The sequence below is a fragment of the Scardovia inopinata JCM 12537 genome, from assembly GCF_001042695.1.
GTDB classification, from domain to species: domain Bacteria; phylum Actinomycetota; class Actinomycetes; order Actinomycetales; family Bifidobacteriaceae; genus Scardovia; species Scardovia inopinata.
On the sequence record NZ_AP012334.1, the window covers coordinates 469,852 to 491,157 of the forward strand.

At 41.1% G+C, this 21,306-nt stretch carries 14 protein-coding genes and 1 CRISPR repeat array (1 of these 15 only partly in view); of the genes, 12 read left to right on the forward strand and 2 right to left on the reverse strand.

Annotation, left to right across the window (positions count from 1 at the left end):
* Nucleotides 1-780: a CRISPR direct-repeat array (repeat unit 36 nt; unit sequence CCATTTTATCAGAAGAGGAAGAGGATAATTCCAAGC) (it extends 1,113 nt beyond the left edge of the window).
* Nucleotides 781-1,400: 620 nt separating this feature from the next.
* The 4 genes from SCIP_RS01830 to SCIP_RS01845 all read left to right on the forward strand — a co-directional run bounded on the left by SCIP_RS01830 (nt 1,401) and on the right by SCIP_RS01845 (nt 8,622).
* Nucleotides 1,401-4,658: a type I restriction endonuclease subunit R gene (locus SCIP_RS01830; RefSeq protein WP_196792686.1), complete on the forward strand. Its 3,258-nt coding sequence runs from the start codon at nt 1,401-1,403 to the stop codon at nt 4,656-4,658.
* 61 nt (nt 4,659-4,719) lie between these two features.
* On the forward strand, nt 4,720-6,420 hold the full coding sequence (locus SCIP_RS01835) for a type I restriction-modification system subunit M (protein ID WP_006292814.1): 1,701 nt from the start codon (nt 4,720-4,722) through the stop codon (nt 6,418-6,420).
* Entirely contained in the window at nt 6,413-7,600 is a 1,188-nt protein-coding gene (locus SCIP_RS08280) for a restriction endonuclease subunit S (protein ID WP_050752363.1), read from the forward strand. The genes SCIP_RS01835 and SCIP_RS08280 overlap by 8 nt, the downstream gene beginning before the upstream one ends.
* A gap of 92 nt (nt 7,601-7,692) precedes the next feature.
* Nucleotides 7,693-8,622: a tyrosine-type recombinase/integrase gene (locus SCIP_RS01845; protein ID WP_040590473.1), complete on the forward strand. Its 930-nt coding sequence runs from the start codon at nt 7,693-7,695 to the stop codon at nt 8,620-8,622.
* 106 nt (nt 8,623-8,728) lie between these two features.
* Here SCIP_RS01845 and SCIP_RS08160 read toward each other — a convergent pair whose 3' ends face one another.
* Nucleotides 8,729-9,961, reverse strand: a complete 1,233-nt coding sequence (locus SCIP_RS08160; RefSeq protein WP_006292817.1) for a restriction endonuclease subunit S — start codon at nt 9,959-9,961, stop codon at nt 8,729-8,731.
* An 853-nt stretch (nt 9,962-10,814) separates the two neighbouring features.
* On the opposite strand from SCIP_RS08160, the gene SCIP_RS01855 reads away from it, so the two are divergent.
* The 8 genes from SCIP_RS01855 to SCIP_RS01890 all read left to right on the forward strand — a co-directional run bounded on the left by SCIP_RS01855 (nt 10,815) and on the right by SCIP_RS01890 (nt 19,332).
* Nucleotides 10,815-12,137, forward strand: a complete 1,323-nt coding sequence (locus SCIP_RS01855) for an ABC transporter substrate-binding protein (RefSeq protein ID WP_006292818.1) — start codon at nt 10,815-10,817, stop codon at nt 12,135-12,137.
* Between the two features lie 395 nt (nt 12,138-12,532).
* Nucleotides 12,533-13,204 carry a carbohydrate ABC transporter permease gene (locus tag SCIP_RS01860; RefSeq protein ID WP_231287956.1) on the forward strand — a complete coding sequence of 224 codons (672 nt, stop codon included), beginning with the start codon at nt 12,533-12,535 and terminating at the stop codon, nt 13,202-13,204.
* A gap of 43 nt (nt 13,205-13,247) precedes the next feature.
* Nucleotides 13,248-14,039 carry a carbohydrate ABC transporter permease gene (locus SCIP_RS01865; RefSeq protein ID WP_231287957.1) on the forward strand — a complete coding sequence of 264 codons (792 nt, stop codon included), beginning with the start codon at nt 13,248-13,250 and terminating at the stop codon, nt 14,037-14,039.
* Between the two features lie 44 nt (nt 14,040-14,083).
* The gene (locus tag SCIP_RS01870) at nt 14,084-15,442 is read left to right on the forward strand and encodes a glycoside hydrolase family 172 protein (protein WP_006292821.1); all 1,359 of its coding nucleotides are present in this window, start codon (nt 14,084-14,086) and stop codon (nt 15,440-15,442) included.
* Between the two features lie 79 nt (nt 15,443-15,521).
* Nucleotides 15,522-17,018, forward strand: a complete 1,497-nt coding sequence (locus SCIP_RS01875; RefSeq protein WP_040590476.1) for a glycoside hydrolase family 32 protein — start codon at nt 15,522-15,524, stop codon at nt 17,016-17,018.
* 208 nt (nt 17,019-17,226) lie between these two features.
* Nucleotides 17,227-18,186 (forward strand): LacI family DNA-binding transcriptional regulator, encoded by a 960-nt coding sequence (locus SCIP_RS01880; RefSeq protein ID WP_040590479.1) that lies wholly within the window; start codon nt 17,227-17,229, stop codon nt 18,184-18,186.
* A gap of 169 nt (nt 18,187-18,355) precedes the next feature.
* Nucleotides 18,356-18,664 carry a MoaF-related domain-containing protein gene (locus tag SCIP_RS01885; protein ID WP_144427346.1) on the forward strand — a complete coding sequence of 103 codons (309 nt, stop codon included), beginning with the start codon at nt 18,356-18,358 and terminating at the stop codon, nt 18,662-18,664.
* 143 nt (nt 18,665-18,807) lie between these two features.
* Entirely contained in the window at nt 18,808-19,332 is a 525-nt protein-coding gene (locus SCIP_RS01890; RefSeq protein WP_006292825.1) for an NAD(P)H-dependent oxidoreductase, read from the forward strand.
* Nucleotides 19,333-19,437: 105 nt separating this feature from the next.
* Here the strand turns inward: SCIP_RS01890 and SCIP_RS08285 are convergent, their stop codons facing one another.
* Complete coding sequence (locus tag SCIP_RS08285) at nt 19,438-20,436, reverse strand: GmrSD restriction endonuclease domain-containing protein (protein ID WP_006292826.1); 999 nt, start codon at nt 20,434-20,436, stop codon at nt 19,438-19,440.
* Nucleotides 20,437-21,306: the final 870 nt, after the last annotated feature.

Consider the following 21,306-nt stretch of genomic DNA (forward strand, 5'->3'; position numbering starts at 1 on the left):
ATAATTCCAAGCCAAGGGAAGAATGGCAGGGGCAGGTAATCCATTTTATCAGAAGAGGAAGAGGATAATTCCAAGCCATGATGACGATCATGCTCGGAAATGGTCCATTTTATCAGAAGAGGAAGAGGATAATTCCAAGCCTCGCTTTCCAGTTTCCTGATTTCGCTCCCATTTTATCAGAAGAGGAAGAGGATAATTCCAAGCCAGTATCTCGGGCTACTACCAGGTAGCGCCATTTTATCAGAAGAGGAAGAGGATAATTCCAAGCCTTCTCCTTCGCCTGAGTCTGCCTGCGCCCATTTTATCAGAAGAGGAAGAGGATAATTCCAAGCCCAAAACGAAAGGAACTTGTTATGGGAACCATTTTATCAGAAGAGGAAGAGGATAATTCCAAGCCGTAATGAGCGTGGATGAGGAGATTTACCCATTTTATCAGAAGAGGAAGAGGATAATTCCAAGCAGGATATCCACCCATATGCTTCTGTTCGCCATTTTATCAGAAGAGGAAGAGGATAATTCCAAGCGGGCGCTAAATAGAGCCTCATTAGTAACCCATTTTATCAGAAGAGGAAGAGGATAATTCCAAGCGCCAAGAGCAGCAAAAGAAGCAGTAAGACCATTTTATCAGAAGAGGAAGAGGATAATTCCAAGCGCCAAGAGCAGCAAAAGAAGCAGTAAGACCATTTTATCAGAAGAGGAAGAGGATAATTCCAAGCCCTCGAACAGGATACTCGTCAGCATGTGCCATTTTATCAGAAGAGGAAGAGGATAATTCCAAGCAAAAAGCTTCGTAAGGCATCGGCTTTTCCCACTTTATCGGAAGTGGAAGGCCTATATGCATTAGCATGTTGCTAAGTTAGTCATAATTATCCGCGCTCTATTGGTGTGGAATTCTGCGTAGACAGCAGCGTCTCCCTGACTGTGATTAATTTAGCAGAAACTAAAGCGTAGTAATGGCCTATGAGAATCGTATTTCTGTGCATGTGCTTAAAGACATTGAGAAAATAAAACAGATTCTCGCTCTTTCTTGCTCTTAATGAAACATGTGGATGTGTTTCTCAGGGTTTGAAGAAAGGCCTATTAGCCTTATAACCCTCTTATGAGAAGCTTCGTGGTGATTTAAGTGGCCTTTTTAAGTGGTCTTTGCCCGCAAAGAATTGGTATTCAGCCGACTTGTCTATAAAGTAGATCAGCAACAGAACTATATAGTTAGAATAGTAACCAGAAATTATCGTAATTCGTGCTATGCGGACGCATTATAAAGGGTGAGAGATAGAAAAATACTTGTATTGCATCATGCTTCATGGCTGTGAGCATAATGGGGGTAAAAACGCCACACTGCATCCTGTTTGAGTCCTGTGCTCGATTAGAATAAAGTCAGATTAACCAAAGGATTCATTATGATTAAAACTGGAAAACTCAATGATCGAGTCGTATCGGCAACTGTGAAGAATTCTGATAAAAGTATGACTTCATTTAGAAGCGAAGAAGAGTTTGAAGATGCGTTAATCGAGTACCTTCAAAATATAGGTGGTACAAAGCAGTGGAAATATGAGCCACATATTAAGACTGAAGAACAGTTATGGGCTAATTTCAAAGCTATCTTGGAGAGAAATAATCAAGGTAAGCTCGGTAAAAATCCGCACCTAAGTCCATCAGAATTCGAGCAGGTAAAGAGAGAAATCCTCCGTGAATGCAGAACTCCATATTCTGCAGGACGCTGGATATATGGAATTAACGGAATCACACAAGTTGAAATTACCAGAGATTCTGAGGACAACAGTCGCACTGCTCAAGATGATAGTGAAACTGCTCACAAGGTACAGGACCATGTTTATCTTGATGTTTTTGATCAGGCAAATGTTGGTGCAGGGAACACCGTTTACCAGATTGTTAATCAAATTCAACGTGAACCTGTACACGCTCGGAATAAAAAGCGCCGTTTTGATACTACTCTTCTGATTAATGGTTTGCCCATGATTCATATTGAAGAAAAGTGGGATAAACATGATGCGCTGGAAGGACTGTATCAAATTCAGCAATATATTGATGAGGGAGTTTTTACAGGTATTTATTCGACAACCCAAATTCTGGTTGGATTGACTCCTCATGAATCACGGTATATGGCTAATACGGATTCTGAACATTTCAATACGGATTTTGCTTTTCGTTGGCAAAGAAAAGAAGATAGCAAGCCGGTATGGGACTGGAGAGAGTTTTGCGACAAAATGCTTTCCATCCCAATGGCTCATAGAATGGCCACACAGTATATGATTCTTGACGGTGAAAAAGAGCGTCAAAAATTAATTGTCATGAGACCTTATCAAGTTTATGCAACTGAGAAGGTTATAGAACAATTGCGAAAGCATGTGTTTGGGACTGATCCTCAAGAAGTTGGATATATTTGGCATACTACAGGATCAGGCAAGACAATCAGCAGTTTTAAGACCGCTTGGTTGGCATCTAGACTACCGAACGTTAACAAGGTGATTTTTGTTGTAGATCGTAAAGCATTGACAAAACAGACCTACGATAACTATCATGCTTACGATCCAGATGCTACTGATGAGGGTCTGGGAATTGTAGCAGATACTACGAATACGCGGGACTTATACAAAAAACTAAGAAGTACAAGCAGCAACCATAATATTATTGTCACATCCATACAGAAGCTTGGCGAGTTAGCCAGTAGAAAGAGATTCCAACCTTTCCAAAAAAACGTAGTTTTCATTGTTGATGAAGCGCATCGTTCGACTAATGGGGAAACAGTTGAACTGGTCAAGAAGAAGTTCCCTCTCTCTGCTTGGGTTGGTTATACAGGAACGCCGGTTTTCAAAGGTGATTTAACCTATCAAGTTTTTGGTAATTTGTTACACGCTTACACGATTCGGGAAGCAATACAAGATAAGAATGTTCTTGGTTTCCAAGTGGATTTTGAGCACACTTTAAGTGACGAAGAGGTACACGAGCAACTTCTCCCACAATTGTTAGCTGAAAAATATCCAGATAAAGCAGAAGACGAAGAGTGGATAGATAACAAAATAGCATCTTTGAGTGCAGAAGAATCTGAAGAATTGGTTGATTCAAGAGTTTATGACTCTAATCCTCAGCATGTTCATGCTGTGGTAGAAAACATTGTGAAGAACTGGAAGAACCGTTCTGTTGAAGGCAAATACGGTGCAATTTTGACTACTCATGTTGGAGGCAATGGAGTTTCTGCTCCGATGGCTCTACAGTATTACGATGAATTCCAAAAAGCCAACGAAAACCTGAGACAGGTGAATCAGAAGCCTTTAAATGTTGCTGTCACTTTTTCATGGACCACTGATAATAGTGAAACACAGCTTGCGAAGAATCAGGGGTTGCGTCGTGCTATTGAAGATTATAATCATACTTTTGGTCAATCTTTCGGACCGGAAACAGTAAATGAATACTTTGATGATGTCATGGATAGGCTTAAAGGAGAGCAAGAGAAGGGCGAAAAGCTTGACATTGTTATTGTTATTGATCAATTGCTGACTGGATATGATGCTCCGAAAGTTAACACCCTTTACGTTGATAGATTGTTGAGCGGGGCGAACCTCATCCAGGCTTACTCGCGAACAAATCGAATCGATGACAATCTGAAGAAACAATACGGGCATATTGTCAATTTCCGATACCCGCGTACTTCAAAAGTTCTCATGGATGAAGCCATAAGAGTTTATGCGAATCGTGATTCAGCCGCTGTACAAAGTGGGTTGTTGCCAGAGGACGATGGGATTATTGCTAAGAATTTCTCTGATGTTCTGGAAGAAACGCATAAGATTGCTGAGCAGCTGCGTGAATTATCTGAAGATTTTACCCTTGCTGCACCTCCAAGCGAAGCCAAGCAACAGGAGGCAGTTAACTTAGTTTCTGACTATAATTCTAAAATTGCTGCTTTGAAGCAGTATACTGAATATGATTACGATAATCCTGAGGAGTTATTTTCTAAGGTTGGAGTTACCAAAGATGAGCATGAGCATATTGTTACCGTAATGCGCAACGAGCTCATGAGGTTGGCAAAGAATAATACACAGAGTCACAAACTTGATGTTGCAAGTCTGAACTTCGAGGTGGAACACGTCTCCGATGTAAGCGTTAACTATGACTATATTGATGAACTGTTGGCGCAGGTTATCAATGAGGCACATGAAAACTTCCCTGGCATTGATGAAACCTATTCAAATCTTATTCGGGCAACAGACCGGATGGATAATAGACAGGATGCTGAGCGTATTAATGCAACTGCAAAGGCTGCGATGGATGGTACTTTGAAACTTTCAGAAGAACAATACCCAGTCACAGCACAAGACACCCATGGAATTATAGAAGCACATCGTAATCGGACAAAACGAGAAGCAGCACTGCAGTTCAGGCAGAAATGGGGACTTGTAGATGTGGAAATGGCTTCCCAGCTTCTTAGTAAAATTTTAGAAAAGCATGTTGCTGGTAGAGATGATATTGGCATGTTCGAAGAGGGCAGTGATCTACTGAATAAAGCAACAAACGCTCAATATTATAAGACAGATGCAACTGATCCAAAAATTCGTACACTCAGTGGTGTGAAATACAAGGATTTACTTAGGATAGCTATTAAAGATTTTGCTGAAGATATAGCACAAAATTATTCGTGAAATTTTGGATTGGGAAACACTAGATATTCTTTAATGGCAGGCAAAAAAGGAAACGAGTTATATGGATAACCGGAAAACAAAAGAACAAAAACAAGAGAAAAATAATCAGGCGGGGAATTTGTCATCCCAACTTTGGGCTATGGCTAATGATCTTCGTGGGAAAATGGATGCGAGCGAATTCCGTGATTATATATTAGGATTTATTTTTTATCGGTATCTTTCTGATAGGCAGGAACATTATCTTGAGAGTTCTGGGACAGTTGATATTGAAGAAGGAGAAAGTCTTAATGATGCCTATACTCGGTGTTCTAAGCGTGAAGGAATAGAACTCTACAGAGAAGATCTATCTAATGAACTTGGCTATGCAATAGACCCTGCTGACACTTGGCAATCCCTTCTGGACAAAATACAAAATCAGAGAATTCGTCCTGAAGACTTCCAGAATATTTTTGATCACTTTAAGAGGAATGCACTTCTTAATCCAAATTCTGAGAAAGATTTTCGCGATGTTTTTGATGACATTAACTTGTCTAACTCATCATTAGGGACTTCAACTGCTGCAAGAGCTAAGGCGCTCGCAGCGATTGTAGAGAAAATTAATGAAGTTGACTTTCTCGATGAAGGCGGTAGAGATATTCTCGGTGATGTCTATGAGTATCTGATTGAGAAATTTGCTGGTTCTAGCGGTAAAAAAGCTGGAGAATTCTATACTCCACATGAAGTATCAAAAGTCCTTGCAAAACTTGTAACTTACGCAGCACCTGACGCAAGTGATGAATCTAAAGATGTCATTAACAATGAAGATTCGACATTTACCATTTATGATCCGACAATGGGCTCAGGGTCCCTGCTGCTTACTGTTCAAAAAGAATTAACAGGCTTGGATCATAGGAGTAGAGTTCATTTTTATGGGCAAGAGCTTAATCGAACTACATTTAATCTAGCCCGAATGAATCTCCTCATGCATGGTGTTGGCTATCAGTCCATGTTCTTGAGGAATGCTGATACTCTTGAATCAGACTGGCCAGATGGTGTTGATGCCCAGGGGATCAATCATCCACTCTTTTTCGATGCAGTTGTAGCGAATCCTCCCTATTCTCAGAAATGGGATAACAATGCAACTAAGATGAAGGATCCACGTTTTAAAGAATATGGGAAACTCGCTCCTAAATCAGCTGCAGATTTTGCATTTGTGGAACATTGCTTGTACCACATGAAACTTACAGGAAGGATGGCAATAGTTCTTCCTCACGGTGTTCTTTTCAGGGGAGGGGCCGAAGGGATAATCCGTAAGGCATTGTTAGAGAAGAATTATCTAGATGCTGTCATTGGCCTACCTAGTAATCTTTTCTATTCGACTGGTATAGCAACAGTTGTACTAGTATTCAGGAAAGATAAAACAACTGATAATGTCCTGTTTATTGATGCTTCCCAACATTTTGAAAAGAGAAAGAATCAGAATACTCTGAGAGACGAAGACATTAATCTGATCTTTCAAACGTATAAAGATAGAAAAGACGTTGATAAGCTTGCGCATGTAGCTAGCCGTGATGAAATTATTCACAATGAGTATAATCTTAACATTCCTCGGTATGTCGATACTTTCGAGGAAGAAGAGCCAATTGACCTTAACGAGGTAAATCAGCAGATCGCTGATGTCGATAAAGAGATAGAACGGCTTCAAACTCAGTTTGAGTCTATGGTTGCAGATCTTGTAGAGACCTCAATAGATGACGATGAGAATGAGGCTAAAAATGACTAAAGAATTACAGCCAGCACTGCGCTTTTGTGGTTTTACTGACGCTTGGGAGCAGCGTAAGTTGGGTGATGTATTTGAAGAATATTCGGAAAAAAACCATGGGGATCTCCCTCCATTGACAGTCCTTCAAGGAAGTGGGACTATTCAGAGAGATGAGTCTAGTAGAGTTTTATTGTACAAAAAGGCGAGTCTCAGCAATTATAAGCTAGTGAACAAAGGGGATTTTATTCTTCACTTGCGTTCTTTTGAAGGTGGTTTAGAGATTTCTAAGCAGCGAGGGATTATTAGTCCTGCATATCATACTTTCCATGGAGAAGGGGCTAATTCAAAATTTTATTATCTTTTCTTTAGATCGTATAATTTTATTAATATTCTATTGAAACCATATATCTATGGAATTCGAGATGGGAAAAATATTGATATAGATGGCATGAAGGAAATTATGATTCCTTATCCGGTAATCGAAGAACAGCGAAAAATCGGTGAGTTTTTCAAGACCCTGGATGATCTTATCGCTGCCACCGAGCGTAAAAAAGAGCTTCTACAAAAGAAAAAACAAGCATACCTACAACTCATTTTTTCTCAACACCTTAGATTCAAAGGTTTCACAAAACCATGGGAGCAGCGCAAACTCAACGATATTGCTTATAAAGTGACTGAGAAAAACAATAATTTTAGTATTCGAGAAACCTTTACAAACTCTGCAGAGTTAGGAATCGTTAGCCAACTTGATTTCTTTGATCGTAATCTTTCAAATGCTGAAAACATTGTAAATTATTATATTGTACGAGCAAAAGATTTTGTTTACAATCCTCGGATTTCTGCTGCTGCACCAGTTGGTCCTATAAACTGTAATAATTTGGAAAGAGAAGGTATTATATCACCGCTTTATACAGTATTCAGAACGCATTGTATTGATACAAATTATCTTGAATGGTTCTTCAAAAGTTCAGACTGGCACAAATTCATGCGTTACTATGGCGATTCTGGTGCTCGTTCTGATCGTTTTTCAATCAAAGATTCGTTATTTTTTGAGATGCCGATCCCTTATCCGGTAATCGAAGAGCAGCGAAAAATTGGTGAGTTTTTCAAGACTCTGGATGATCTTATCGCTGCCACCGATAAGAAGATCAATCTCCTTAAGCGAAGGAAGAAAGCTTATTTACAACTTATGTTTATCTGAGGCTTGAATTAAGTAGCTCAAATTTTTTAAGGCCATTATATCCAGTAAAGTCCTTTTTATTGGCTGCAGACGTAGTTGATAGAAAGGGTAAGATGTACGCTCAACAACTATTCTCTCGTTACTTCGCTGAGTGGATTGAAACATACAAGCGTGGTGCAGTGACTCAAATAACACTTAACAAGTATTTAATGACACTGAAACAGATAAAGTTGCTTATCCCCAACACAAAAGTTGCTGATCTAAATCGTATAGTGTATCAGAATCTTTTAAATACTTACGCACGGACACATGAAAGACAAACAGTATTAGATTTTCATCATCAGCTGAAGGCTGCCTTATCAGATGCTATTGAAGACGGTCTGCTAAGAAAGGATCCAACTAGGAAGGCTGTCATTAAAGGGAAAGCTAAACAAACTGAGAAGATAAAATTTTTAAATCAAGCGGAACTAAAAAAATTACTAAACATGTTGTGCTTAGACCACGATCATTTACTTGATTATACAATTCTTATAACTGCAAAGACAGGCCTACGCTTTGCTGAAGTGCTTGGTTTAACAGTTCAAGATATTAATTTTAAACAGCTCGTTATTGACGTGAATAAAACATGGAATTATAAAACGAAAGCTGGAGGATTTGCACCAACAAAAAACGATTCTTCTCGCCGAAAAATACATATTGACTGGCAACTCGCTTTGCAACTTAAGGAATTTATCGATACGTCAGATCACTGTGAGCAGAGTGATTCTCTCTTATTCATTCAAGGGAAAAGAATACATAACTCAACTGTGAATTCTCGTCTAGAAAGTTTATGCATTGAAGCCGGAATTCCAGTTATCACTTTTCATGGTTTACGACATACACATGCTTCCTTGCTCTTGTATAAAGGGGTCTCAATAGCTTCAGTTGCAAAGAGACTTGGTCATGCGAATATGGCAACAACCCAATCAACATATCTACATATCATCCAAGAACTTGAGACACAAGATGATAGTAGGATCATGCAATTCTTAGGTAGTCTGTAAACCAGAAATTCAGTAAGAATATCAGTAAGAATATGAATCGTTGCTTTCCCCTCGCAAACAGTTATTTTAAATGTAAGTTTGGGGAAAGCAATATGCAATTAACCAATTAAATGAACATTTTTTGCAGGTATGCTTTCTTTTTCTTTTTTAAGAGTTCAAGTTTTCTATCATTAGCTTTGATTAGTTCATCTAAAGTCTTGAAGAGCTCACCTACACGAGACTGCTCACTCATACAAGGTACTGGTGCTACTAATTTAGCAATATCACTTCCAGCTATTGATGGTACTGCACCAATTCTGGTTAGTGAAGAAAAATCAATCGTATGAAAATAAGAAACAGTATATGCGATATCCAGATTCATCGGATTAGGCGAATAAGCCATTGTATTGTTGTCAAGCAGAAAAGGTTTTGTGCAGATACGTTTACGATTCAACATAATAGCAGCGCCGACTTTAGCAAAAATGATTGCTGGCAAGTCTATAACAGGTTTCCACCCATATATTGCAATCTGCTTATTCGTAACATAATTCTTTGCTTTTGTAATTTCAAGTTCGTTACCAGCCAAGTTCATATCTGACACTTTTAAAAATAGAATTCCATTCTTCCCACCCTGCTCAGAATTGGGGAATGCATAGCCGGAATATAAATTTCCCACATCACCCAACTTACGCTGCTCCCATGGTTTTGTGAAACCTTTGAATCTAAGGTGTTGAGAAAAAATGAGTTGTAGGTATGCTTGTTTTTTCTTTTGTAGAAGCTCTTTTTTACGCTCGGTGGCAGCGATAAGATTATCCAGGGTCTTGAAGAGCTCACCTATGCGAGACTGTTCAGCAAGACTCGGTAAATGAAACATAAATTCTTTTACACTATTACGTTGTACTCGTTTCTGGCTCCCCGTGACACCTATTGTCTCTGATAATAAAAAATTTCTAAATTTTGGTGAACTTAAAAAATCTACGAGGAACTGGCGGTCCATGCTTTTACCAGAAGTTCTAAAAATTATCCACTCAAGTGAAGCTATAGGAGAAGAAGTATCAAGATTACCTGTATCGACAACCCAGACTCTATTGATTCGTGGATTAATTTTACAGAGCAATATATCTCCATCAAGAATTCTCTGCTTCGTACTCTGAATTTTATCTCCAGTAGCTAATTCAGGTTTAGAATTAGTATAAGCCGGGACACTCCATAATGCGTAACTGTTTCTTCTTAAAGGCGTCACACTTTCTACTTTCTCAAGCATTGCATCGCCCAGCTTACGCTGCTCCCAAGCGTCAGTTTGCTTAAATTCCTTCGTAGGTATCACGTTTGGTAATTTCTGGAAGAGAGATGTTTTCAAAGAATAAAAGTCCTTTATCAATTTAGTTCACATTGCTGAAGACATTCGGAACCGACAAAGAATGCACTCGTTTGCGTATCACGAATGACCTGTTTTCAACGGGTGGAATGTTCTGCGGCCGAGAGCAAGAGAGAGTTCATTATGCTGATAAAATGAGCCGGTCTGTCTATGCTGCTTTTATCGAGTGAGCTTTTATCCAGTGAGCTTTTCACCCAGTAATTTTTTCTTCAGCGAGATTTCCTTTTCCTTTTGAGCGAGACTTTCTCTTGTGTCAGACCATTTTTTAATTTGAGGCATTGAGGCTCTCTATGCTCGATAATTATTGATTCTTTTTCTGCGGGGAGTGTAACTGGGCTTCTCGCAAGATATCAATGACCACACGGATCTTATTGCTCTGAGATTTTATTGCCCCGTTATTGCTCTGATCTTATTACTCTGGGCTATACCCCTGATCTATAGCCCTGATTTTATACCCCTGTTATTCCCCTATTACTACTACCTCTTATCACCCTTATCCACTTCAATTATTCTCATCCATTTCAAGCATCTTCCTCTACGCATTCAATGCATATCTTATAGCCCTTATCTTGTAGCCCTGTTAATGCCTATCGCGATTACTGATAGGGAATCAGGTCAGGTCGCAACATGTTAATCGATTAACATATCCATTAACACAAATCTACATCGGGTATGAAGCTAGTAACCATAGTAAAAATTCCCATCATCAGCCAATTTTATTAGATAATTTATTTCTTTTTATGCTAATCGAGAAACATACTATTACATAACCTTCTTCAAGAGTAAACTTAGCAACGTAACAACGTAGTTCAAGGTGCGCAAAGGAGGCACTAGAGTGAAAACTTTTAAAAAGTTTGTCGCAGTTGGAGTGACTATCGCCATGAGTTTTGGCGCTCTTGCTGCTTGTGGAGCTTCTAACCAGAGTGAGGTAAGAAGAGATTCTACAGGAGCAGTTGTCATAAAGTTTGGTATCAATGTGGCAAATCCCCAAAAACAGGAACCTGCAACTTACGCAATTGTTAATGCTTTTAATAAGAAAAACAAAGGTAAGTATAAGGTAAAGTTTGAAGCTGCTGACACTGAAACCCATAATAAGAACATGAAGCTTGAGGCATCTGATGGATCATTGCCTGAAGTTTTTTGGGTAGAAGGAAGTCAGGTCACTGATTTTCTTAAGGCAGACGTACTCCTCAATCTGAAAGATTTTTTGGCAGAGAATCCTTCCATTAAAAAGGGACTCTCCGGCGCGGAGAAAGCATTCCAAACGAATGATGTTCAATATGGTTTGCCGTATCAAAGCAATGTGCAAGGATTCTTCTATAACAAGGAAATCTTTGACAAAGCAGGGGTTCACTATCCAACTAACTCAACCACCTACGACGAATTTTTGCGCATAGTTTCAAAGCTGAAGAATTATGGGGTCACTCCAATCACGATTGGGAGTAAGAACAGCTCATATGCCATGTGGGAATTTAACTTGTGGCTCTCTCGTTACGGATGGCAGGAGAATATTCCATCCATCTTAAAGGGAAAGAAGAAGTTTAATAATCCCAGCTTCAGGAATGCTTTTACGAAAATTGAAAAGCTTCATCAGGCATCGGCTTTTCCCAGTAATGTTTCTACGATGGAATATTTTGATGCCAAACAGCAGTTCGAAGATGGCAAAGCCGCAATGTTTGGCTCAGGTCAATGGGATAATAGCGAATTTGACAAGAAATTCGGCTCCCACATCGGCTTTTGGTGGGGCCCGACTTTTACTGATTCTCACTATAGCCAAAAAGTCGGTATGCGAGTTCCTTCTGCGCCAATAGCTGTAAATTCTTCAATCTCCGATAATGCTGAAGTAAAGAAAGCCACATACGCTTTCTTGAAGTTTTATTACAGCAAGGAGGCTGCAAAGATCTCGTATGAGAATTCAGTCTTTCCTGGCACAAATTATCCGGGGCTGTCTCCTCGTAAAAATCAGTATACGATGACAGAGATGGTCAAAGCTCTGAGCGATAGAAGTTATACATATCCAGAAGCTGCCCCTGATCTAACTGTTTCTACTGCGGTTCAGCAGGCTCTGTACGATTCTATTTTTGGGGTTATTCAGGGAACATATACCCCTGATCAGGCTCTGAAAAAAATAGATGAGGCACAAAAGAACAACAATTAATATACACAATAATCTGTTCTGGTGGATATTCCCATAAGGGTTAAGAATATCCACATTTCGATAGGCTATCCAATGGCTATCCAATGGCTATCCAACAGTTATCCAGCAGCTATCCAATAGCTGCCCAGCAGGATATTCCAACAGGATATTCCAATATTCACCAGAACAGAAACTAATGTGGAGAAAGTATTGTTCTTATGTACTGGCTTAGTAAAACAAGATATAAAATTGGATTTATTATCCCCACGTGTTTAGTTTATATTCTGTTCATAATTCTGCCAATCTTCATCGCTATAGGCTACAGCTTTACAAGTTACTATGGAATAGGCAAGGCTCACTTTAATGGTCTCACGAATTATATTCATTTATTCCACGACAATATATTTTGGAAATCATTGAAGAATACTGCCATTATCTTTGTATTGGTTTCTGTAATATTACTCGTTTTGTCTTTCTTCATAGCCCTTTTGCTGAATCAGCGCTTAAAATTTGCGGATATGTCTAAGGCCCTTATATTCTCCCCGGCAATTATTGCTCCAATAATTGTAGGAATCATCTGGGTGTATATTCTTGATCCAAAAATTGGAATAATTAATAGTACACTTAGACTATTAGGGCATGCATCATGGGCAAAAGAGTGGATTGGTGGAACTGTCCTATCTCCTTACAGCATCGCTGTCATTTATGTTTGGCAGCAGCTTGGCTATCTAACGACTATTTTTATCGCTGGATTAAAGATGATTCCTGATGATATTCTTGAGGCTGCGAAAGTTGATGGGGCCAATGCATGGCAACGGATTTGGCATGTAATTATCCCTTCTATGCGATCAACCATATCAACGGTAATTATTTTAATAATTACCGGGGTCTTTAAAATCTTTGAAATTGTTCAGCAAACCACCGGTGGCGGACCAAATCATATGTCCGAAACACTCGTAACCTACAGCTATTCAATGACTTTTCAAAGTGGGAATTATGGATACGGTATGTCCCTCGCAACCGTAACGTTCCTGGTTTCGTTGGTTCTCATGGGAATCTATTTCATTTTTAGTTCCGAGAGGAAATAATAGTATGTTGTCGAAGGAGAATCGAACTGTTTATACAGTAATTATGGTCCTTATTACTGTGATAATGGTTTTCCCATTCTTATGGATGCTTGTGATGTCCCTTAAGTCAAATTCTGAGATTCTGTCAAATCCAGCAGCTCCTCCAAGAAGCTTCAATATGACGAATTACAAGAATGCTCTGCAGACGCTCAATTATCCAAGAATGTATATGAATAATATTTTTGTCTGCATTGTCTCTCTTGTCATTGAGCTGGTAATAACATTTCTCAGCTCTTTTGCACTCTCACGAATGATATTTCGCAGCAGAGTATTGAAGAGAGTAATTTACGTTTTCCTGTTGGCGGGATTATGCGTTCCTCCCTTCATACTTCTCTTCCCTGTGTATAAGATAAATGTTTTCTTTGGGCTGCGAGAGTTATGGGCGTTGATATTTCCCTATGTAGCGTCATCAATTTCATTTAATACCCTGCTCTTCGTCGGGTACTTGCAGGCACTGCCAAGTGAAATTGATGAGGCAGCCGTTATAGATGGTTGTTCCCTTTGGGATCTGATTACCAAAATTATTCTGCCAATGTCGAAACCGGTTATTGCAACCGTCGTAATTTTCAATGTTTTATACATCTGGAATGAATATCCATTTGCATCAGTTATGCTTCGAGAGCAGGCCAATTATACGCTTTCTATGGGTGCCTCCTTCTTCAAGGGAACTTACACAGTAGATTATGGAGGCATTATTGCCTCTGGGGTAATGATTATTGTGCCTGAACTGATCTTCTATGGCCTCTTCCAAAAGAAGATTGTTGGCGGCATGGTAGCTGGTGCAGTTAAAGGCTAAGTCAATTTTAATTTTTCAATTACATAAAGAAAAGGATTAGTACAATGAATGCTATTACAGGATTATTTAAAGATTTAACACAGGTTTCTTCCGCGCGTAATGGACGGCTTGCAAGCTGGGATCAGAGAGGGAAAAACCAGGATTATTGGATGATTCCTGCGCAGGAAAGCATTACTTTAGGTGAGATCCAAGGTCCAGGATGCATCACACATATGTGGATGACCTCGTCGTGCAGGAAATCTGTCGCTCCCTCACTCATAGATCCAAAATTAGGTGCTTCTGCCGCTCCTGTGATGGAAATTCATCCTGCACTTGGGGTTATTTGGGATGCATACGATCCCTTCTACTATAGGAAGGCTCTTATTAAAATTACCTGGGATGATCAGGATACTCCGAGCGTTCTAGCTCCCTTGGGTGATTTTTTCTGCATTGGGAATAGTTATCCTGGTAATTTTTCCTCGCTTCCTTTCAACGTTTCTCTTAAGCCAGAAGAGGCCGGCAAGTATGGGGTCCCCTGTGCCGTGTCGTGCTATTTCCCAATGCCTTTCAACAAGAAAGCAAAAATTGAAATAGTTAATGAGAATGACCTTCCCTTCATTCTTTATTTTAATATTGATTACGAAATGTATAGCAGTCCTCTTCCTGAAGAGACAGCATATTTCCATTCTTCGTGGACGCGCCAGAATCCGTGCGCAGGGTGGGGAACAGATATACAGGTGAATTCGCCAGAAGTAAATAATGTGGTTAATAAAGACGGAAAGGATAATTATACCATTCTCGATGTTTCCGGTCAGGGCCATTATGTTGGCTGTAATCTTACCGTTAAGCATTTCCAGGGCAGCTGGTGGGGCGAAGGCAACGATATGTTCTTCATTGATGGTGAAGAAGCTCCATCGCTCAATGGAACTGGCACAGAGGATTACTTTAATCATGGATGGGGAATGCAGCGGAATGCCTATCCTTTCTATGGAACTATCGTTCACGAGGGAGATACAGATGGATTCCAGGTCTCCTATCGATTCCATATAACTGATCCTGTCCGCTTTACCAAGCATCTTAGGGTTTCGATTGAGCATGGGCATGCAAACCAACTCTCTGATGATTGGAGTTCTACCGCCTATTGGTATCAAACGCTCCCAACTCAAGAGAAACTAACCATTGCCCCAGTGGGGGAACGGATTCCTTTAGTTCCTTATTATCCTGCCCGCCCATCAACAGCGTCCGATAGCACACCCGAACAGCGTAAAGCTGTTCAGGCATATGAGGATCGATGGAAGGAGTATGCGCCTAAACGCGAGGAACAAATAAGAATCAAAGAAGAGAAAGCCAGAAGAGAATCGCAGCTTAATACGGTTTTTGCCAGGAAACTGCGTAAAGACTTTGACGAGTCACAAAAAAATTAATGGTTTTCCATTTATAGAGTTCTACACAATTTAAGGCAGAGGAGAGTAGCATAGCCTACTCCCCAGGAGGATAGCGGACATGTCTTTCGAACTAATGCAGGCTTCTATTAAAAAAGCTGAAAAATATATTAGCGAAAATGCCCCACAGGTACAAAAAGGTAAATATCGTCAGCGTTACCATTTTATGGGGCAATGCGGTTGGATAAATGATCCAAACGGATTAATCTATTTTAAAGGGCAGTATCATTTCTTTTACCAGTTTAATCCATACAGTGGGTTTTGGTCACAAATGTATTGGGGACATGCTGTCAGCTCAGATTTAGTGCATTGGACGTATCTTCCTATAGCGCTCGGCCCGAGTGAAGAATACGATAACCATCCTGAGGGAGGGTGTTTCTCAGGAAGCGCAGTGATTAAAGATGATAAGCTGTATCTCATATATACAGGTACTGCGAATCATGGCAACGGTTTTGTACAAACACAAAATGTGGCATTCAGCGAGGATGGTATTCATTTTACGAAATATGAAAATAATCCTGTTATTCTTCCACCTGCGGATGTTCCCACAGATTATTTCAGAGATCCAAAAGTTTGGGAGCATGACGGGTCCTATTATCTTGTCTGCGGCGCTCAAAGAGGTGGTTGCGCTCAAGCATTGCTGTATAAATCAAAGGATTTATACCACTGGCAGTATGTGAATGTTCTCCTTGAATCTCGCGGAGAATGGGGATACATGTGGGAATGCCCTGATTTCTTCCCTATGAAAGATAAATGGGTGTTTATGTGCTCTCCAATGGGTTGCAAGGAACGAACGACTGTGTATTTTGTGGGAGATTTCGATTATCACACTGGGAAATTTTTCTACACAGTTACTGGGGAGCTCGACTGGGGATTTGATTTTTACGCTCCTCAGACCTTCGTAGATGGTAATGGCCGACGGCTGATGGTCGGCTGGGCCAACGAATGGGACTGGATGCCATTTTGGAAGGACTGGGGGCCGACATACCAGGAAGGGTGGTGCGGTTCTTTCGGCATCCCGCGTGAAGTAAAAATGAATGACGATTTAACCCTCTCGACCACTCCGGCACAGGAAATTATGAGTCTGCGAACTAATCCTGCACACGTGGATCGCGTTCGTGTTGATCATGCGGAGACTCGTCTCCTCGCCGGTGACGGAATTGCTTTTAATGTAAATTTTAAAATCGATATGCAGAATACGACTGCCCGTCAACTTCAATTGCTGTTACGCGTAGACAATGCAAGAGGTCTAGAGGTGGTATGCTCATTCGATTTTGCCCATTCTGAATTCAGGATTGATCGCAGTAAGGGAGATAATTGGAGCAAAGGAATCTCCAGAAGTCCGCTCAAAATTGATAAAAATACGATGATTGATGTGGAAATTTTTAGTGATCAAAGTTCTGTAGAAATCTTCATAAATAAAGGACGTATTGTTCACTCTATGAATATTTTTGCAGACGACCATCAGTCTGGCATTTTTGTAAAGACAGCTAATGATGACGGTATAGTTACCTTGCGTGACGTTAACGGATATGGATTGAAATCTTGTTTTGAGTAATGTCATGTGCGAGTTTAGTGCGGCAAAAGGATAATGGGCAACGTTCCTTTTTGAGTTCCTCGGAGAAAAATACATAAGGTGCGGACTATTATTATTATCCACTCCGAGCATAAACAGTCCTTTACATAATTTAGACTAACGAAGCAGTAACACACAGTGTGAGTTTGCAAGCTATTGTGATATCTCAATAGGTGTAGGGGTGAAGTTTATGACTACTCTGAGTGACGTTGCCCGGGTTGCAGGAGTCTCTAAGAATACTGTCTCCCGGTATTTAAATAACCGTGGGTATATTTCTGATAAAACCGCCAAGGCAATTGATAACGCTATTGATGTATTGAATTACAAGCCTAATCAATTAGCTCGCAGCCTGCACTCGCAGAGAACAAATTTAGTAGGGTTGGTTGTCCCAGACATTGCGCATCCCTTCTTTTCTACGGTAACATCGTTCATTGAGGATGAGCTTGACCGCCGTGGATATAGAATGATTCTGTGCAACACACTGCATTCTTCTGATAAAGAGAAAAATTACATAGATATGCTGATTTCCAATAAAGTGGATGGAATAATTATTGGATCTCATTCAGTAGATATTAATTATTCACGTATTAATGCTCCAATCGTTGCACTTGACCGTTACTTAGCACCGACTATTCCTGTAGTCTCATCGGACCATATACAGGGCGGGCTTATAGCCTCACAGGCTTTTATTCAAAAAGGAGTGCATAGAGTTCTTCAGATTTCGGCATCTTCCAAAGTCAAGACTCCTTCCAGCTTAAGGCATGAGGTATTCGCCAAAGAACTGCGCATTCATGGCATAGATGTCGTTACCAAAGAGCTCGCTCCCAATCAATTTGAATTTTCAACATATATTAAAACAGCGAATGAGATATTAGACTCAGATTTTAATTTCGATGGAGTTTTTTCCGGGGACTCAGTTGCCGTCGCTATACAGAGAAGTGCATTGCTTAGAGGTATTCGCGTTCCTGAGGATCTCTTTATTTTTGGGTATGATGGTACTTTTCTGTCTGAGGCTGTATACCCTTCTATGCCTACTATTGGTCAGCAATTCGATAAATTATCTCGCCTGACTGTCGAAGTTTTATGTAAATTAATGAATAAAGAGCCACTGACTGATTTAGCATATACGATTCCTGTTTTGAAGGTTTGAACCAAGCGCTGATGATTATAAAGCCGGGCATCTGCCCTGCGGGCAAATCCTTCCTATCACGCCATCTTATGGGCGACACGATTATGGGCAACACGCTGAACAGGTCTTGACAATGGTCAGACTGAGCAATACACTACCTGATCAGTTACATCAGTTACATGAGAATAGCTTGCCCGGCAAGTCATTACTCTATGACTTTGGAGAAGGTGCTCGTTACCGCTTAACATTTGTTGATGATACGAATCTTGATGTCACGGTGGTGGAAGACAGCTTCTTCGCTCCCGGTACAGTCAATCACTGTACTGTTGAGATTACTCAGCTGAGAGATAGTTTGGTAATGATTACCTGGGAAGAGAAAGAAAGTAGCAATACGGTTGTGAATGTTGATGATTTTTCTTCTCATGTTAGCTATACCAATATAACCACTATGTCGTCGGGCCAGTTCTGGCGCTTAAAGGGTACGATTACTGAAGAATAAATAAAAGAAATTCTTCATCCAACACATCAGCGCAGTTGAATGACAGTGGCTAATGGCTGAAAGCTCTGTTCTGTTGTAGAATAGATGCCAGCCTTATTGAAAGTTTTATTGAAAAAGCACTCTGCACGAAAGGAATCAGCTGGATGACAACCCGTATCTTTCTCTTCCATCCTGATATTCACTCTGGATCAATAGTCAATCGCGTCCTGGCAAAAAAGGCTCAGGAGAAGGGAATCGAGGTCAGAGATGAGTATAGTCTCTATCCTGATTTTCGCATCGATGCAAAGGCGGAACAAGAAATACTGGAAGACACCGATCGCATTGTTCTTCAATTCCCCATGTATTGGTACAGTACGCCGGCATTGCTGAAGGAATGGCTAGACAAAGTTCTGGTGCATGGCTGGGCGTATGGTTCCACCGGCAAGGCCCTGGTTGGTAAAGAGATGGCCCTGGCTTTCACCCAGGGAGCAAAAGCGGAGGACTACACCAGGGAAGGGCGTTTTCATGCGACAAACGAAGAGCTGCTCAAGCCGCTTGAGACTGCCGCGTATTATGTGGGATTAAAGTTTTTGCCGCTTTTTGTTGTCTCCGGTACACTGAATATTTCTCAGGAAGAGTTAGACAAAGCAGCCCAGCGCTATGCTGACTATCTTGTAAAGGAAGACTGATCCCAGGAATCCTGGAATCAGGATTTTGAGGATCTTGTGTTAGATATTAGAGATTTTGTCCAGGCAGACTTATCTAAACGGTTCTTCTGCCTGGACAAAGGCTGTCTATTCGCAGGCGACACCGTCGTGATCACGATCCAGCTTGGCGCTGTAGCCGGGCTGGCCCCTGTATAGAGGAGCTTTCCCAGCGGCTCTAACGGCAGCGCAGTTGGGATAGTAGACGTTTGAACCGGATCCGGAGCTTCGAGGCGGGGTATAGGTTCGCCTGGGCGGAATGTATGTGCGGCGCGGAGTTGGCTTTGAGGGAGTATAGGTGCGACGAGGCTGAGGAGTATACCGCTGGGTTGGCCTGGTAGGCTGAGCAGGCTTTGGGGTAGGCCGAGGAGCCGGAGGGAGCTTGGGGGCAGTAGTTGTCCTTGCTTTACTAGATGCCGACGGAGGAGAAGAAGAGGGAGAAGTGTTCTTGCTGCTCTTTTGGCTGTAGGGAACGAAGTCGGTCAGGCCGCTGTCGGCGGGGATAGTCTGGCTGGGGCAGGAAGACAGGACCGCACTCATAGCATTCTTTTCTGCTGCAGTTACCCACAAATTATATTTATGCTTCACGCCGATCTGACGGGCAACATAGCTGCAACGATAGCTTTTATTGGCCGGCAGCCAGGTGGCAGCATCCCCATCGGACTTCTGTTCGTTGGCTGCTCCCTGGACTGCCAGTAAGTTGAAGGGATCGTTGGCTAGCTGTTTGCGCAGATCTGCGTCAATCTGCTGAGCCCCCGTCTGCCAGGCATCAGACAGGGCTACCACATGATCAATCTGGACTTGTCTGCTGGTTTTCTGTCCCCGGCGGAAGTGGATAGTCTGGCCTGTATAAGGATCATGCAGAATTCCAGTCAGAACTACGCAGTCGTGGGTACCGTCCTTATAGGTTTTGTCGATCAAATCACGATCCAGAATATCGTTCCTGGTGTCGCAGCCATTATAATCAACGTCTTCCCAGCCTTTGCTGAATTTGGCTCTGGAATATCCGGTTTTGGGAGCCCGTCCCTTGACTGCCAGAGCAGCTAGGACAACGGTTGCCAGGGTTCCCGATGAAGCTCCGTCGCTCACTTTTTCTGGTGATGAGGAGGCTGAGGAGGTGTCGGAGTCCGGATCATCATTCGAATCCGAGTCGTCGTTGGAATCAGAATTATTATCAGAATCAGAATCATTATTGGAATCATTTTCAGAATCTGACGTATCCTCAGAATCAGAGGGGCTGGGTGAAGAATCTTCGTCATCTGCACTATAAGAAGAAGTACTATCTGAGCCGGGATTGGCTGCGGCTGTGGTACGGGTATATCCGATTCCAGCGCCGATCAAGCTAATAATCAGGGCTATCGCTGCTGCTCGTGAGGTATCTGTTTTATGCTTTTTGCGCCGGATTAGGGAGATAATTGACCAGGCAACGGCAAAGAAAGACAGGACAAGGCCCAACAATGTCGTTGTGGGAAGAAGAGCCATGATCAAGCCTATATCAGCTACAATCATCATAATCTTCGTTCCCAGTGGAGCTTGGTGAAAGATAGTGGTCAGCGATGTCCAAAATTTTTTCATAACAATACCTCAATAATTCTCATTTTTATTATAATTTTCTTTCAGACAGATGGGAGGAATCTCGGAAAGGAATCTCGGAAAGGAACCTTGAAAAAGGAACCTTGGAAGGTTAAAAAGAACAGTGAGTTGTAGGGTTTTTTGAGTTGTACAATATACACTATTTTTGCATAAATACAGAAATTTAAAAGAGTATTTATGCTGTTATAAATTACCATTTTGTTCACAAATGGTAAAAAACCTAAATATGCTCCCCGCGATATTTCTTATGACTAGGGGTGCAGTTATCCTATAACTCGGGTTTGAAATTAAGAATATACACAGCTTATAAATAGGGGAGGGCTGTATCCTGTTAGGCGCCTTTGAAGTTTATTATCCGATTATTAT

Excerpts from the sequence above, each read along its gene's own strand:
- SCIP_RS01845 (WP_040590473.1), top strand. The coding sequence starts at position 7,693 with ATGTACGCTCAACAACTATTCTCTCGTTACTTCGCTGAGTGGATTGAA.
- SCIP_RS01830 (WP_196792686.1), top strand. The coding sequence starts at position 1,401 with ATGATTAAAACTGGAAAACTCAATGATCGAGTCGTATCGGCAACTGTG.
- SCIP_RS01875 (WP_040590476.1), top strand. The coding sequence starts at position 15,522 with ATGTCTTTCGAACTAATGCAGGCTTCTATTAAAAAAGCTGAAAAATAT.
- SCIP_RS08280 (WP_050752363.1), top strand. The coding sequence starts at position 6,413 with ATGACTAAAGAATTACAGCCAGCACTGCGCTTTTGTGGTTTTACTGAC.
- SCIP_RS01870 (WP_006292821.1), top strand. The coding sequence starts at position 14,084 with ATGAATGCTATTACAGGATTATTTAAAGATTTAACACAGGTTTCTTCC.
- SCIP_RS01835 (WP_006292814.1), top strand. The coding sequence starts at position 4,720 with ATGGATAACCGGAAAACAAAAGAACAAAAACAAGAGAAAAATAATCAG.
- SCIP_RS01865 (WP_231287957.1), top strand. The coding sequence starts at position 13,248 with ATGGTCCTTATTACTGTGATAATGGTTTTCCCATTCTTATGGATGCTT.
- SCIP_RS01880 (WP_040590479.1), top strand. The coding sequence starts at position 17,227 with ATGACTACTCTGAGTGACGTTGCCCGGGTTGCAGGAGTCTCTAAGAAT.
- SCIP_RS01890 (WP_006292825.1), top strand. The coding sequence starts at position 18,808 with ATGACAACCCGTATCTTTCTCTTCCATCCTGATATTCACTCTGGATCA.